The sequence below is a fragment of the Micromonospora sp. C28ISP2-4 genome (assembly GCF_030519385.1).
GTDB classification, from domain to species: domain Bacteria; phylum Actinomycetota; class Actinomycetes; order Mycobacteriales; family Micromonosporaceae; genus Micromonospora; species Micromonospora tulbaghiae.
In genome coordinates this window covers 440,296-454,191 of sequence record NZ_JAUMKG010000002.1, presented here as the reverse complement: position 1 = coordinate 454,191, position 13,896 = coordinate 440,296, and the positions used below count along the sequence as shown (strand labels likewise).

The window sequence follows — 13,896 nt, the reverse complement described above, 5'->3', positions numbered from 1 at the left end:
CGACGGCCACCACACGTCCCTGTTGTCAGGCATTCGCCCGGCGGATGGCCGCCATCCCGCCGACCCCGGCCACCGCCGCGACCAGGGCGGGCCACCCCACCAGCAGGCTCACCTGGTGCTGGCTGCTCAGCCACTGCCAGATGTCGCCGAACCAGCCCTGCCAGGTGATCAGCGCGACGAGCAGGCCGGTCACCAGGATCAGCGCCGCGCCGGCGCCGAGCAGGCCGTTCATGCCGAACCGGACGTACCAGACGGCGACGAAGACGGAGAGGAAGTTCAGGAACAGGAACGGCACCGCGTAGACGGCGATCTGCAGCAGTCCGTTGTCGACGTCGATGTACGGGATCCGGAAGAACCGGAGCTGGATCCCGAAGCCGCCGGTGGCGCCCTCGATCAGGTTGAGCAGGTAGAGCAGCACGCCGTAGGCGAGAGCCTGCACCACGTTGACGAGCACTGTGGCGAGATAGAAGGTGCGTCGGGTGACGCCCATGCCGAGCGCGAACGGGAACACCTGGCTGATCGAGGCGGCGGCGACGATCGCGCAGACGATGTAGAGGCTGGCCAGACCGCCAGTGGTGTTCTCGCCCGGCGCCGCCTCGTCGATCGAGGCGAAGATCAGCAGGTTGACGGCGAGCGAGATGGCCATGATGCCCCACGGCCAGGCGAGCTGGCCGACCCAGGCGATGGTGTGCATCCGGGCGACGTCGAGGATGCGGGTCATCGGTTCTTCGTCCTTTCCGTCGTCAGGCGCACCACGGCCTGCTGGAGCGACACCGGCGCGAGGTCGATGCCGAGCTTCTTGGCGCGCATCCGTTCGGCGTTGTCGAACGACCCGCGCAACGAGGCGCGGACCGCCCCGCCGAGTTGTTCGCGGTGCAGCACCCCGTACGCGCCGGCGAAGTCGTCCACCGCCGCGGCCGGGCCGGACGCCTCCATGACCTCGCCGCGCAACTCGTCACTTGGCGCGTCGAGCAGCAGCTTGCCGCGGTCGAGCAGCAGTACGTGCTCGATCAGGTCGGCCACCTCGTCGATGAGGTGGGTGGAGAGCACGACGGTGCGCGGGTTCTCGGCGTAGTCGGCGAGCAGCCGGTCGTAGAAGAGCTGCCGGGCGACCGCGTCGAGACCGAGGTACGGCTCGTCGAAGAACGTCAGCGGCGCCCGTGCGGCCAGGCCGATCGTCACGCCCAGCGCGGACAGCATGCCGCGGGACAGCTTGCGCACGTTGCGTTTGCGCGGCAGGTCGAAGTCGTCGATGAGGGACTGCGCGAAGTCCTCGTCCCAGTTCGGGAACAGGCGCTTCGCCAGGCTCAGGACGTGCCGGACCTGGTAGGCGGTCGGGTACGTCTGGCTCTCCTTGATGAAGACCACCCGCGACAGTGCCCGCTCGTTCTCGTACGGCCGCTCGCCGAACAGCGTCAGATCACCGCCGGTGACGTTCTGCTGGCCGGTGATCAGCTGCATCAGCGTCGTCTTGCCGGCGCCGTTGCGGCCGAGGAGACCGAAGATCTTGTTACCCGTCAATGTGAAGGTGACGTCGTCGAGAGCGGTCACCTCACCGAATCGTTTCGTGAGGCCGGCTGCCGCTACGACGCTCATCGCTGTTCCTCCCCTGTCTCGATGAGCTTCTTCAGCTCCTCGGTGCCGATGCCCAACTTGCGTGCCTCCTCGATGAGGGGCCGCACGTACTGGTCGGAGAACTCGCGCCGGCGGCGTTCCCGGAGTGTTTCGACGGCCCCCGTTGCCACGAACATTCCGATCCCCCGGCGTTTGTAGAGAATCCCGTCATCGACCAGGCGGTTGATCCCTTTGGCGGCGGTCGCCGGGTTGATCCGGTGGAACGCCGCCAGCTCGTTCGTCGACGGCACCTGGGTCTCCTCCGCGAGCGTCCCGTCGATGATCGAATTTTCGATCAGCTCCGCGATCTGGACGAAGATCGGCCGGCCGTCATCCATCCCGGTTCTTTGGTTCATTACTCATGTAACTAACCATCGCACCGCCGGGCCTGGGCGTCAAGTCCTCTCGGGGCACACGCGTACGCTCGCGGCTCGCTAGGGTTCGCGCCGTGACACTGAGGATCGACGAGAGCACGCGCCAGGTACGGGAGTTCGTCTGCGGCTGTTGCGACACCGCCGCGGAGCGGACCTGGGCCGACATCCGCACCGATGGCGCGACGGCGGCCGTCTACTTCGCGAGCTGCTACCACCACGACGGCGTGCACGAGGTCTGGATCGACGCGATCCTGGGCAGCTGGGGCCGCGACGACTTCGACGACCACGTCACCTTCGGCTGCCGGGTCGGACCGGTGGCCGGCTCGCCGGGGCCGGCCGCGACGCTCGTCAACGGTGGTGAGGTTGCGGGGGACAGCCCGATCTTCGGCCGCAAGCTCAGCCGCGAGGAAGGCCTGACCCATCCCCGGCTCCCCGAGTTCTGGCAGATGGTCGACCTGATCCTGGAGCGGGACGCCCTGGTGCGCCGCCACCTGGTCGGCGCCTGACCAACCCGATGATCAAGGGGTTTGCGTCAGCCGGAGCGCGCCGCCCGGACACAAACTCCTTGATCACCGGAGCGAGCCGGGGGAGCCGGGGGGAGCCGGGGGAGCCGGGGGAGCCCGGAGCGGGCGAGGGAGGGGAGAGCGGTCAGATCCGCGGGCTGCGGCGTTCGATCAGGGTCACGTCTCGCCAGGTGCCGTGGTGGCGGCCCACCCGCTCGCGGGTGCCGACGACGCGGAAGCCGCACGTCGCGTGCAGCGCGAGGCTCGCGGTGTTCTCCGGGAACACACCGGACTGGATGGTCCAGATCCCGGCCGCCTCGGTGGAGGCGATCAGCGCCTCCAGCAGCGCCCGGCCGATCCCGCGTCCGCGTCCTCGCGGGTGCACGTAGACGGAGTGCTCCACCACGCCGGCGTACACGCGGCGGTCGGAGACCGCCGAGCAGGCCACCCAGCCCAGCACGTCGCCGGCCTCGTCGAGCGCCACCCAGCGGTGGCCGGGCAGCCGTGTGGCGGTGAACCGCGTCCAGTCCGGCGGCTCGGTCTCGAACGTGGCGTTCCCCTCGGCGATGCCGAGGCGGTAGATCTCCAGCACGGCGTCGGCGTGCGAGTCGTCCATGGCGGCGACGGTGACTGTCATCGGTTCCTCCTGTCGGGGACCGCGCAGACCCCGGCAGCGTCAGCGTAATCGCCGCGGCCGAGGGGACGGGACGGGATCTCCCGGCCCCTCGACCTGGGCACTACCGCCGCCGGTAGACGGAGATGTGCGAGCGGCTGTCCGCGTCGAACGGCGACCGGTCCCAGTCGGCGTACCGCTCGGTGAGCCGCAGCCCGGCCCGCTCCGCCAGCTCGTCGATCTGCTCCGGCCAGGCGTAGCGCATCGCGAACGGCTTGAGGTGCACGCCCGAGGCGTCGAACGTGACCGTCTGCCGCACGAACGTCTGCGCCGCCCGGTCGTACCGGTGCATGCGGATGGTGGCCGAGTCCTCGGTCACCTCCCGCACCTGGACCTGCTCGTCCCGGTCGAAGTCCGCCGGGTCGGGCACGAAGGTCTCGATGACGAACGCCCCGCCGGGCGCGAGCACCCGGGCGACGTTGCGGAAGCACGCCGCCTGGCGCTCCTCCGAGACCAGGTTGAACAGCGTGTTGAACACCAGGAAGACCAGACGGTACGGCCCGGTGACCGGGACGTCCGCCATGTCGCCGACGGTGACCGGCATGTCCGCGCCGCCTGGCTTGGCGCGCAGGTGCGCGACCATCTCCGGGGACGCCTCGACGCCCTCCACGGCGATGCCGCGGGCAGCCAGCGGCAGGGCGACCCGGCCGGTGCCCACAGCCAGTTCGAGCGCCGGGCCGCCGTCGGCCAGCGGCGCGAGGAAGTCGACGGCCGGGGCCGGGTCGGGATTGCCGGGGCCGTCGTAGGTGGCGGCCCAGAGCCGGCCGAACAAGCCGGGATCGTCGAAGACGGACATCACGCGCCCTCCCGCCGGGCGGAAGGAACGCGACGCGGCGCGAGGTCAGTGACCTCCGCCGAAATGGGGTACGACAAGACGAAGCCTCGATTCGAGAAGGGTGACGACGGGTCGGCTGGGCTTCGCAGCGTTTGGCATGGCGGTGCTCCCTCCGGTGGACTTCGAGGGTTCAGCAGACCAGCAGCCGTGCCGGGGGAACAACCGGATTACGCCCGCAGCGCGTCGTCCACTCCGGTCTCCCGGCGGCCGAGGTGCACCGGGTCACGCCCGGTGAGCACGTCCACGGCGGCCTTCACGCACGCCCCGTACTCCCGGACGGAGCTGATCCGCCACTGGTCGGCGTACCGGCGGGCGGTGTCGTCGCCGACGCCGACGGCCTCGATGCCGGCGTCCCGGCAGAGCGCCACCGCGCGCGGCAGGTGGAACGACTGGGTGACCACAGTGGCCCGCCGGACCCCGAAGACACGGTGCGCGCGGACGCACGAGTCGTACGTGTCGAACCCGGCGTGGTCCAGCACCGTCTTCTCGGCAGGTACGCCCCGCTCGACGAGCCAGCGCCGCATCGCGTCCGGCTCGTCGTAGTCCCAGTCCATGTGGTCGCCGGAGAGCAGGAGCACCTCGACCTTGCCGGCGGCGTACAACTGGCGGGCGATCTCCAGCCGGCCGGCGAGGAACGGCGCCGGCGTGCCGTCCGGCTCCACCTTGGTGCCCAGCACCAGGGCCACCGGCGTCTCGGGCACGTCCACGGCGGCGAACACGCGGCCGTCGGCGGCGCCGCGGACCCAGGTCACGCTGGCGATCGTGGCGGCGCCCAGCAGCACCACGGCGGCCGTGGCGAGCACCAGGAGACGGCGGAGCAGGCGTACGGCCCGCCGATGGTCACCCCGCCAGGCCCGCCACCGCGCCGTCAGCCCTCGCATGGCGGCGATTGTGCCAGGCGGGTCAGGAGATGTGGTGCAGGATCACGTTGTGCACGTGGTGGCTCTTCTGCGCGCCCCGGAACTCGACCTCGTAGGTGTGCGTGCCGACGTGCACGGCGATCGACCCGGTGGAGAAGAACGAGCCACCCCAGGACTTGTTGCTCACCACGCTCACGCTGGTGATCTTCGAGTACGGGATGCTGGTGATCGCGTACCGCTTGCCGACGAAGGAGCGGTCCTGGATGATCACGCGCCGGTCGGTCAGGCCGATGAAGCCGGTGCCGGTGCCCACCGCGTCGTAGACGGCGATGATCTGCTCACCGGGCAGCAGCCCGCTCTGGATCTGCTGGAACTGTTCCTTGCGGTCGTACGTGGGGCCAGACATGCACCCGAGGGTAGGCGGGGTGTGCCAGTCCGTACCCGGCCGCGCACGACTGCGGCCCCGTCCACGGGGGACGGGGCCGCAGTCGTGTGGCGGGGTCAGTGGTCGACGCGCGGGTCGTGGTCGCGGCTGCGGCTGCCGGCCTTGGCCAGGCCCCGGCTGATGAGGTAACCGATGGTCAGCAGGGTGATGTACCACCACGCCTTGTCGGCCGCGAAGTAGTCGGCGCCGTTGTCCGCCGCGCCGTCGCCGACGGCGTTCGAGGCGATCAGGACACCGAGCACGGCGAGAACGTAGATCGCCAGCTCGGTGGTCTTCCACGCCGGCTTGGTCTCCTCGCCGTGCCGGCGCGGGTGACGCACCTCGTGTCCGACGTGGCCGTTGTGCCCGTGGTCGGTGGACCGGTCGGTGGCCGCGGTGGGCGTCGTCATGGTCAGCTCCTAAGGGTAATCGCACAATCCGTCTGCTTCGGGAGCGTTGTACCTCCCGTTACCGGATGTCCTACCCTCAGGTTTGTTTCCTAACCCGGGATCTTCAGCGACCTCTCAGGGAGCATCAGGACTCGGTGACCGCCCGGACCGCGTCCTCGATGCGGGCGGCGAGCAGTACCTCACCCTCGGTGAGTGGCTCGCCGTCGCCGTGGCCCAGCCGGATCTGGGTACGATCGGCCCGGCGGCTGATCTCCGGGCGCAGCCGCAGCGCGTCGGCCACCACCGCGACCCGCTCGGTGAGCGCGGCGTGCTGGGTGTCGTCGAGGACGATCGTGCGGCGGATCTGTTCGCCCTCCCGGGTCCACCCGGACAGCAGGGCCAGTGCGTCGCTGAGGTAGTCGTGCTTGGCCCGGCCGCTGAACAGCACGCGCATCACCGCACCTCCCAGGCGTCGTTGCCGGCTTGTGGCCAAATCGTCGCCATCCCGTGTCCCAGTCGACGCCCTCTAGTCTCTCGCCACTCAGATGGTGTGTCCACGCCCACACTTCCGTGTTCTGCTGACCTGACGGCCGATGCAGCTACCCAAACCGCCGATTGATCTGGCACGCTGGTGGCCCGTGCGGACCGAACGGGTTAGCGGAAGCGGGCAGGCCGACCGGCGGGAGCCGAGGGTGGTCGTCGGGGCGGCGATCATCGAGGGTGGCCGGGTGCTGGCGTGCGAGCGCTCCGCGCCCCCCGAGGTGGCGGGGCGCTGGGAGTTCCCGGGCGGAAAGGTCGAGCCGGGCGAGGCCGAGACCGACGCGCTGGCCCGGGAGTGCGTCGAGGAACTGGGCGTACGGGTGGCGGTCGGCGCGCGGGTCGGGCGCGACGTACGGATGGCGCACGGCCGGTCCGTGCTGCGCGTCTACGCCGCCCGCCTGCTGCACGGCGACGAGCCGAAGGCCCTGGAGCACGCCGAGCTGCGCTGGCTGTCCGCCGGCGAGTTGGACAGCGTCGACTGGCTGCCGGCCGACGTCCCGATCGTGGCCGCGCTGCGCCCGCTGCTCGACGCCCCCTGAACGACAGCGGCGTGAGCCGGGCCGCCCGGTGAACCGGCCAGCCGAGCGGAAACGGGACGAGGGCCCGCGGCCTGTGCCGCTGGCCCCCGTCATCGTCGTGCTGCTGTTCAGTGCTTCGGCTCGTCCTGCTGCGGGTGAGCGAAGTTGAGGTGCTCCGGCGGCAGCGGGAACGTCACGTCGTCGCCGAACGGCGACGGCGCGGCGGCCTTGTTGAACGTCAGCTCGGTCAGCGGCAGCTTGCCGTTGGCGTCCACCGCCGGGGCGGTCGGGTGCGGCACCTCGCGGTGCCAGTTGACGCCCTGCTGCGCCTGACGCTCGGCGGCGCTGTCGTGCGAGCCGCCCGCGTGCGAGTGCACCCCGCCGGCGTGCGAACCGCCGCCGTGCGCGTGCGCCCCGCCGTGCGCCCCTCCGGACGTGACGGCACCGCTCGAATGCCCGCTGGTCGCGCTGGTCTGAGGCACCTGACCCCTCCGGAAGATCTTGTTACCGAGCCACACAAGGGGATCGTACCTGCGGTCGACGACCCGTTCCTTCATGGGGATGATCCCGTTGTCGGTGATCTTGATGTGCTCGGGGCAGACCTCGGTGCAGCACTTGGTGATGTTGCAGAATCCGAGCCCCATGTCCGACTGCGCGTACTCCCGTCGGTCGGTGCGCGCGTCGAGCGGGTGCATGTCCAGCTCGGCCGCCCGGATGAAGAACCGGGGACCGGAGAACGCCGGCTTGTTCTCGTCGTGGTCGCGGATCACGTGGCAGACGTTCTGGCACAGGAAGCACTCGATGCACTTGCGGAACTCCTGCGAGCGCTCCACGTCGACCTGCTGCATCCGGTAGTCGCCCGGCGCCACGTCGGCCGGCGGCGCGAACGCCGGGGTCTCCCGGGCCTTCTCGTAGTTGAACGAGACGTCGGTGACCAGGTCCCGGATCACCGGGAAGGTGCGCAGCGGGGTGACCGTGACGGTCTCGGACTCCTCGAACGTCGACATCCGCGTCATGCAGCCCAGCCGCGGCTTGCCGTTGATCTCCATCGAGCAGGAGCCACACTTGCCGGCCTTGCAGTTCCACCGGCACGCCAGGTCCGGCGCCTCGGTGGCCTGGAGCCGGTGGATCACGTCGAGGACCACCTCGCCCTCGTTCACCTCGACCGTGTAGTCCTTCAGGTCGCCGCCGGTCTCGTCGCCCCGCCAGATGCGGAACTGGCGTTTCGCGGCCGGCTTGCCGGCCGCCTGCTGCGGGTCGGTTCCCATTCCTCAGCGCTCCTGTTCGGTGAGGGCGTCGAACTCGGCGAGTTCCTCGTCGGTCAGGTACTTGGCCAGCTCGGCCCGGTCGAACAGCCCGATCAGCTCCGGCCGCATCTTCGGCAGCGGCTTGTGGGTCAGCCGGACCGTGTCGCCGTCCAGCGAGCAGACCAGGTTGACGCTCCGCCACTTCGGGTCCATCGCCGGGTAGTCCTCCCGGGTGTGCCCGCCGCGCGACTCCTGCCGCTCCAGCGCCGCCATCGCGGTGCACTCCGACACCACGAGCATGTTGCGCAGGTCCAGCGCCAGGTGCCAGCCCGGGTTGTAGCGCCGGCCGCCGAACGCGCTCACCTTCGCCACCCGCTCCCGCAGCTCGGCCAGCCTGCGCATGGCGTCTTGGAGCTCACCCTCGCGCCGGATGATCCCGACCAGGTCGCCCATGACCGCCTGGAGGTCCTGCTGGAGCTGGTACGGGCTCTCACCGGTGTCCCGCTGCAAGGGCGCCAGCGCCGTCTCCACGGCCGCCTCCACCGCCGCGACCGACACCGCCGGGCGGGTGGTGAGCTGATCGGTGTACGTGGCGGCGTGCCCGCCCGCGCGCTTGCCGAAGACCAGCAGGTCGGACAGGGAGTTGCCGCCGAGCCGGTTGGAGCCGTGCATGCCGCCGGACACCTCACCGGCGGCGTAGAGCCCGCGCACGGTGCCGTACGCCGCACCGGAGTCGGGGTCCACCTCGACGCCGCCCATCACGTAGTGACAGGTCGGGCCGACCTCCATCGCCTCCTTTGTGATGTCGACGTCGGCCAGCTCCTTGAACTGGTGGTACATCGACGGGAGACGACGGCGGATCTCGTCGGCCGACTTACGGGAGGCGATGTCCAGGTAGACACCGCCGGCAGGCGTGCCCCGGCCTTCCTTGACCTCGCTGTTGATCGCGCGGGCGACCTCGTCGCGGGGCAGCAGCTCCGGCGGGCGCCGGTTGTTGTCCGGGTCGGTGTACCAGCGGTCCGCCTCCTCCTCGGTCTCCGCGTACTGCTTGCGGAACACGTCCGGGACGTAGTCGAACATGAACCGCTTGCCCTCGGAGTTCTTCAGCACGCCGCCGTCGCCGCGTACCGACTCGGTGACCAGGATGCCCTTCACCGAGGGCGGCCAGACCATGCCGGTCGGGTGGAACTGGAGGAACTCCATGTTGATCAGCGTGGCCCCGGCGCGCAGCGCCAGCGCGTGGCCGTCGCCGGTGTACTCCCACGAGTTCGAGGTGACCTTGTAGGACCGTCCGACGCCACCGGTGGCGAGCACCACGGCGGGCGCCTCGAACAGGACGAACTCGCCGGACTCGCGGTAGTAGCCGAACGCGCCGGCGACGCGGTCGCCGTCGAGCAGCAGCTCGGTGATCGTGGTCTCGGAGAAGACCCGGATCCGCGCGTCGTAGCTGCCGAACTCCTGCTTGTCCTCCTGCTGGAGCGAGACGATCTTCTGCTGGAGCGTACGGATCAGCTCCAGGCCGGTCCGGTCGCCGACGTGCGCCAGGCGCGGGTACTCGTGACCGCCGAAGTTGCGCTGCGAGATCTTCCCGTCCTTGGTGCGGTCGAACAGCGCGCCGTACGTCTCCAGCTCCCAGATCCGCTGCGGCGCCTCCTTGGCGTGCAGCTCGGCCATCCGGAAGTTGTTGAGGAACTTGCCGCCGCGCATGGTGTCCCGGAAGTGCACCTGCCAGTTGTCGCGCGAGTTCACGTTGCCCATCGCGGCGGCGGCGCCGCCCTCGGCCATCACCGTGTGCGCCTTGCCGAACAGCGACTTCGAGATGATCGCGGTCTTCTTGCCGGCCAGCCGGGCCTCGATCGCCGCGCGCAGGCCGGCGCCACCGGCCCCGATCACGACGACGTCGTAGTGGTGTCGTTCGATTCGCGTCTCAGTCATGTCCAGGCTCTCAGTTGATGAACCGCAGGTCGTTGATCCAGCCGGCGGCGACCGCCATCACGTAGAAGTCGGTGAGCGCCAGGGTGCCCAGGGTGATCCAGGCGAGCTGCATGTGCCGGACGTTCAACCAGGACACCCCGGTCCACGCCTTGTAGCGCATCGGGTGCTTGGAGAAGTGCTTGAGCCGCCCGCCGATGATGTGCCGGCAGGAGTGGCAGGAGATCGTGTACGCCCACAGCATCACCACGTTGACGATCAGGATGATGTTGCCCAGGCCGAAGCCGAAGCCCTCGGGGGAGTGGAAGGCCAGGATCGCGTCCCAGGTGTTGATCAGCGAGATGATCGCGGCGGCGTAGAAGAAGTAGCGGTGCAGGTTCTGCCCGAGCAGCGGGAACCGCGTCTCGCCGCTGTACGACTGGTGCCCGTCCGGCACCGCGCAGGCCGGCGGCGACAGCCAGAACGACCGGTAGTACGCCTTGCGGTAGTAGTAGCAGGTCAGGCGGAACAGCAGCAGGAACGGCAGGGTGAGCGCCGCGTCCGGGATGATCCACCAGCCGGGCAGGAACTGGCCGAAGTGCGAGGAGCCCTCGACACATCGGTCGGTGACGCAGGGGGAGTAGAACGGTGTCAGGTAGTGGTACTGCTCCACCCAGTACCACTTGTGCATGAAGACCCGGACCGTCGCGTAGATGACCCACGCGCTGAGCCCCACCACTGTGATCAGCGGGGCGATCCACCACCTGTCGGTCCGCAACGTCTTCGCCGCGATGGCGGCGCGTGCCCGCCCTCCCCGCGGCTGCGGTCTCGGCGTCCTGGCCGACGTAGTTGTCATTCGAGTCATCTCCCTGACGTCACTGTCACGTCCTGCGCACGCGCGAGGCCACACCGGGCGAACCGGTGCGGCTAAGTGACACACGTTACGCCGATCTTCACGGCCCGGCCGCGCAACGCAGTGTCCCGTGTGTCCCGCAGCTTGGAAAGAGTCAGTTCATGATCAATGTGGCGGGTCGGTCGAACGGTGCGCCGACCGGTTCCGTGGCGCGCCGGGCGGCGCACCGGGTCACCCGGACGCGCCGCCGGTGAAGTGCCACGAGGACAGCCGCAGCGCCGGGGCCTCGTACCAGGAACCGTCGACGCGGCCCGGCTGGCGGACCGCCGTCCGGCCCAGGCCGAGCACCCGGCCCGGCCCCAGCGCCCGGGGATACGACTCGGTGAACCGGAAGTCGCGTACCGCCCGGGTCGGCACGCCGTCCTCGACCAGCCACACCCCGTTTCGGGTCAGCCCGGTGACCACTAGTTGCTTCGGGTCCAGCACCCGCGTGTACCAGAAGTCGCTGACCAGCAGCCCGCGCCGCATCCCGGCCACCAGGGCGGCGGTGTCCGGGTCGCCCACCGCCCCGGTCACGCCCGCACTCACCGGTCCGGCGGCGACGGCCACGCCCGCGTCGCTCGTGCCCGACAGCAGCCGGACGTTGTGCGGGATCGGGCCGAACGTCGCGCCGCCCGGCATACCGTGCCCGGTGGACCCGGCGCCCGCCTCGGCGCCGCCGCGCCTGTCGTACGCCACCGCGCCCGTGGTGCCGCGCTCGACCAGCGGCAGCGCCCGCCGGGGCGTGCCCTCCAGGTCGAACGGCAGCGTGCTCGCGTGCAGCGGGTCGTCCACCAGCGTCACCGAAGGATCGAACTGTGCCGTGCCCGGCTCGGCGAAGGACTGCCGTTCGGCGTACCGCTTGCCGTTGAAGCCGTACCAGGCCAGGTTGTGCAGCAGGTCGGCGACAGCAGCCGGTTCGAGCACCACCTCGTAGTGCCCGGGCGGCAGCTCCACCGGGTCGGCCGCGGCGCGTGCCTTCGCCGCCGCGCGGGCGCCGAGCGCCGCGCCGTCGAGATCGGCAAGCCGGTCCGCACAGAGCCGCGCCACCCCGTCGGCGCCGCCGGCACGGGCGATGCCGTCCATCGCCGCCTCGGCAGCCCGGCCCGCAGCCGTGTGCCCGGCCGAGTTGGCGAACGCCCCCGACCGGTACGCGGTGCGGCAGTAGCCGGCCGCCTCCAGCCCTTCGACCGCCTCCACGAACGCGCGTACCCGCTCGGCCCGCTCGTCCGGCGAGGCGAACGCGGTGGCCTCGTCGACGCCCGGGCCGGACGGCACGGGCACCGGCGCGGTGAGTCCCGGCCAAGCCGGGTCGGGCGGCGCGAGCCGGGCCGCGGCCCTGGTCCGCTCGACGAGCGCGGCCAGGCCGTCGGCGTCGACCCGGCTGCCGCTGCCGGTCACGGTCCGCCCGTCCACGTGCAACCGCAGGTGTACGGCGACGCCGGTCTCGGACACGTTCTGGTGGACGAACGAGTTGGCGAACCGGGTCAGCGCCAGGTCGGAGCGGGTCACCAGCACCTCGGCCTCGGCGGCCGGACCGGCCGTGTGCCGGACCAGGTCCACCACCCCGGCGGCGATCTCCAACTCGGCGCTCATGCCCGCACCCCCACCCGGACGCCGCGGAACCGGGCCGGCGCGGCCGGGTGGCCGGTGTGCCCGACCTGCCCCGGCTGCCCCTTCCCGCAGTTGGGCGTGCCCCACGCGACCGTCTCCGAGGAGAGCATGTCCATCGAGCGCCAGAAGACCGGGCCGATGCCGGTGTAGGTCGGGTTGCGCAGCATCCGCCCCCGGCGGCCGTTCTTCACCTCCCAGCCGACCTCACAGCCGAACTGGAAGTTGAGCCGCTTGTCGTCGATCGACCAGGACCGGTTGATGTCCATCAGCACCCCGTCGTCGGTCGCCGCGATGATCTCGTCGAGCGTGTGCGGGCCGGGTTCCAGGCCGACGTTCGTCATCCGCACCATCGGCAGCCGGGCCCAGCCGTCGGCCCGTACGCTCCCGCCGTAGTCCAGCCCGGCGACGGCGGCCGAGTCCCGGCCGGCGAGCACCCCGACCCACCGCCCCTCGCGCACCGCGTCGCGGGCGACCGCCGGGGAGCCCTCGTCGTCGTAGCCGAAGCTGCCGAGCGCACCCGGGATGGTGGGGTCGATCGTCACGTTCATCAGCTCGGAGCCGTAGTGCAGCGAGCCGAGGCGGGTCAGGTCGAGCCAGGACGTGCCGGCGAACGCCGCCTCCCAGCCGAGGATGCGGTCCAGCTCGATGGCGTGCCCGACCGACTCGTGGATCTGCAACGCGAGCTGCTCGCCGCCGAGGATCAGGTCGGTCTCGCCGGCCGGGCAGAGCGGCGCGGTGAGCAGCTCCCGGGACTCCTCGGCGATCTGTGCGGCGTGCGCCGCCAGGTCGAGCGAGGTGACCAGCTCCCAGCCGGTGGTGCCGTACTGCCCGCGGTAGCTCGGGTAGGACCGCCGCTGCGTCTCGCCGTCACCGATCGAGGTGGCCGAGATGCCGCCGCCGCACTCCCGGATGCGCTGGTCGATCCGGTGGCCCTCGCTGGAGACGAACCACTTCGAGGTGTCCCAGATCTGGTAGAGCCCCTCGGCCAGGTCGGCGCCGTGCTCGCGCATCGTCGCCGTGGCGCGGACCAGCAGGTCGCCCTTGTCGGACAGCGGCACGCCGAACGGGTCGACCGCGCAGTCCGAGGCCCAGCTCGCCACCGTCGCCTCGACCGGCACCAGGTCGATCGGCGGGCCGGGAACCCGCGCGCTCGCCGTGGCGATCGCCGCGGCGCGCCGGCCGGCGTCGCGGGCCGCGGCCTCGGACAGATCCGGTACGGCGTGGAAGCCCCACCCCGATCCGACGAGCGCGCGTACGCCCAGCCCGATGCTCTCGTCCTGGCTCAGCTCCTCGATGTCGCCGTTGCGTGCAGACATCGACTCGTAGCGGCGGTGCATGACCCGGGCGTCGGCGTACCGGGCGCCCGCGTCGAGAGCGGCCTGGACGGCGGTGGTCGCCGCGTCGAACTCGCTCATGCCGGCACTCCGCTGCGCTGCGTGCCGGCATGAGGCACCTTCGCGCTGCCCCGATGATTCGCTCGCTGACGCTCGCTCATGCGCCCG

Annotated in this window: 16 protein-coding genes; 2 read left to right on the top strand and 14 right to left on the bottom strand. The window is 70.9% G+C overall.

Going from position 1 to position 13,896, the window contains the following annotated elements; all coding sequences use genetic code 11:
- Nucleotides 1-25: 25 nt before the first annotated feature.
- Genes Q3W68_RS10845 through Q3W68_RS10835 form a run of 3 tightly spaced genes read right to left on the bottom strand, consistent with a single transcriptional unit; the run spans nt 26 to nt 1,952 of the window.
- Nucleotides 26-721, bottom strand: a complete 696-nt coding sequence (locus tag Q3W68_RS10845; protein WP_302905314.1) for an ABC transporter permease — start codon at nt 719-721, stop codon at nt 26-28.
- A complete protein-coding gene (locus Q3W68_RS10840) occupies nt 718-1,551 on the bottom strand; it encodes an ATP-binding cassette domain-containing protein (RefSeq protein ID WP_302905313.1) in 834 nt (277 codons plus the stop codon). Before Q3W68_RS10840 ends, Q3W68_RS10845 begins: the two co-directional genes overlap by 4 nt.
- A gap of 41 nt (nt 1,552-1,592) precedes the next feature.
- Entirely contained in the window at nt 1,593-1,952 is a 360-nt protein-coding gene (locus Q3W68_RS10835; RefSeq protein ID WP_302905312.1) for a GntR family transcriptional regulator, read from the bottom strand.
- Between the two features lie 110 nt (nt 1,953-2,062).
- Between Q3W68_RS10835 and Q3W68_RS10830 the strand changes: the two genes are divergently transcribed.
- The gene (locus tag Q3W68_RS10830) at nt 2,063-2,494 is read left to right on the top strand and encodes a hypothetical protein (RefSeq protein WP_302905311.1); all 432 of its coding nucleotides are present in this window, start codon (nt 2,063-2,065) and stop codon (nt 2,492-2,494) included.
- Between the two features lie 142 nt (nt 2,495-2,636).
- On the opposite strand, the gene Q3W68_RS10825 is transcribed toward Q3W68_RS10830, so the two are convergent.
- From Q3W68_RS10825 to Q3W68_RS10800, 6 genes are all read right to left on the bottom strand, one after another.
- Nucleotides 2,637-3,128, bottom strand: coding sequence for a GNAT family N-acetyltransferase (locus Q3W68_RS10825; protein WP_302905310.1), 492 nt, complete (start codon nt 3,126-3,128; stop codon nt 2,637-2,639).
- Between the two features lie 100 nt (nt 3,129-3,228).
- Complete coding sequence (locus Q3W68_RS10820; protein ID WP_302905309.1) at nt 3,229-3,960, bottom strand: class I SAM-dependent methyltransferase; 732 nt, start codon at nt 3,958-3,960, stop codon at nt 3,229-3,231.
- Nucleotides 3,961-4,166: 206 nt separating this feature from the next.
- Entirely contained in the window at nt 4,167-4,880 is a 714-nt protein-coding gene (locus tag Q3W68_RS10815; protein WP_302905308.1) for a vancomycin high temperature exclusion protein, read from the bottom strand.
- Nucleotides 4,881-4,902: 22 nt separating this feature from the next.
- Nucleotides 4,903-5,265, bottom strand: a complete 363-nt coding sequence (locus Q3W68_RS10810; RefSeq protein WP_013288454.1) for a PH domain-containing protein — start codon at nt 5,263-5,265, stop codon at nt 4,903-4,905.
- 95 nt (nt 5,266-5,360) lie between these two features.
- The gene (locus Q3W68_RS10805) at nt 5,361-5,693 is read right to left on the bottom strand and encodes a hypothetical protein (protein WP_302905307.1); all 333 of its coding nucleotides are present in this window, start codon (nt 5,691-5,693) and stop codon (nt 5,361-5,363) included.
- Nucleotides 5,694-5,817: 124 nt separating this feature from the next.
- Nucleotides 5,818-6,126: a 4a-hydroxytetrahydrobiopterin dehydratase gene (locus tag Q3W68_RS10800; RefSeq protein ID WP_128137280.1), complete on the bottom strand. Its 309-nt coding sequence runs from the start codon at nt 6,124-6,126 to the stop codon at nt 5,818-5,820.
- Nucleotides 6,127-6,364: 238 nt separating this feature from the next.
- On the opposite strand from Q3W68_RS10800, the gene Q3W68_RS10795 reads away from it, so the two are divergent.
- Nucleotides 6,365-6,751 (top strand): (deoxy)nucleoside triphosphate pyrophosphohydrolase, encoded by a 387-nt coding sequence (locus Q3W68_RS10795; protein ID WP_302905306.1) that lies wholly within the window; start codon nt 6,365-6,367, stop codon nt 6,749-6,751.
- Between the two features lie 107 nt (nt 6,752-6,858).
- On the opposite strand, the gene Q3W68_RS10790 is transcribed toward Q3W68_RS10795, so the two are convergent.
- The 5 genes from Q3W68_RS10790 to Q3W68_RS10770 form a co-directional block, all read right to left on the bottom strand.
- Nucleotides 6,859-7,998, bottom strand: a complete 1,140-nt coding sequence (locus tag Q3W68_RS10790; protein WP_302905305.1) for a succinate dehydrogenase/fumarate reductase iron-sulfur subunit — start codon at nt 7,996-7,998, stop codon at nt 6,859-6,861.
- A 3-nt stretch (nt 7,999-8,001) separates the two neighbouring features.
- On the bottom strand, nt 8,002-9,912 hold the full coding sequence (locus Q3W68_RS10785) for a fumarate reductase/succinate dehydrogenase flavoprotein subunit (RefSeq protein WP_302905304.1): 1,911 nt from the start codon (nt 9,910-9,912) through the stop codon (nt 8,002-8,004).
- Nucleotides 9,913-9,922: 10 nt separating this feature from the next.
- A complete protein-coding gene (locus Q3W68_RS10780) occupies nt 9,923-10,744 on the bottom strand; it encodes a hypothetical protein (protein ID WP_302905303.1) in 822 nt (273 codons plus the stop codon).
- A 228-nt stretch (nt 10,745-10,972) separates the two neighbouring features.
- Entirely contained in the window at nt 10,973-12,376 is a 1,404-nt protein-coding gene (locus tag Q3W68_RS10775) for a TldD/PmbA family protein (RefSeq protein WP_302905302.1), read from the bottom strand.
- On the bottom strand, nt 12,373-13,809 hold the full coding sequence (locus Q3W68_RS10770; RefSeq protein ID WP_302905301.1) for a TldD/PmbA family protein: 1,437 nt from the start codon (nt 13,807-13,809) through the stop codon (nt 12,373-12,375). Before Q3W68_RS10770 ends, Q3W68_RS10775 begins: the two co-directional genes overlap by 4 nt.
- Nucleotides 13,810-13,896: the final 87 nt, after the last annotated feature.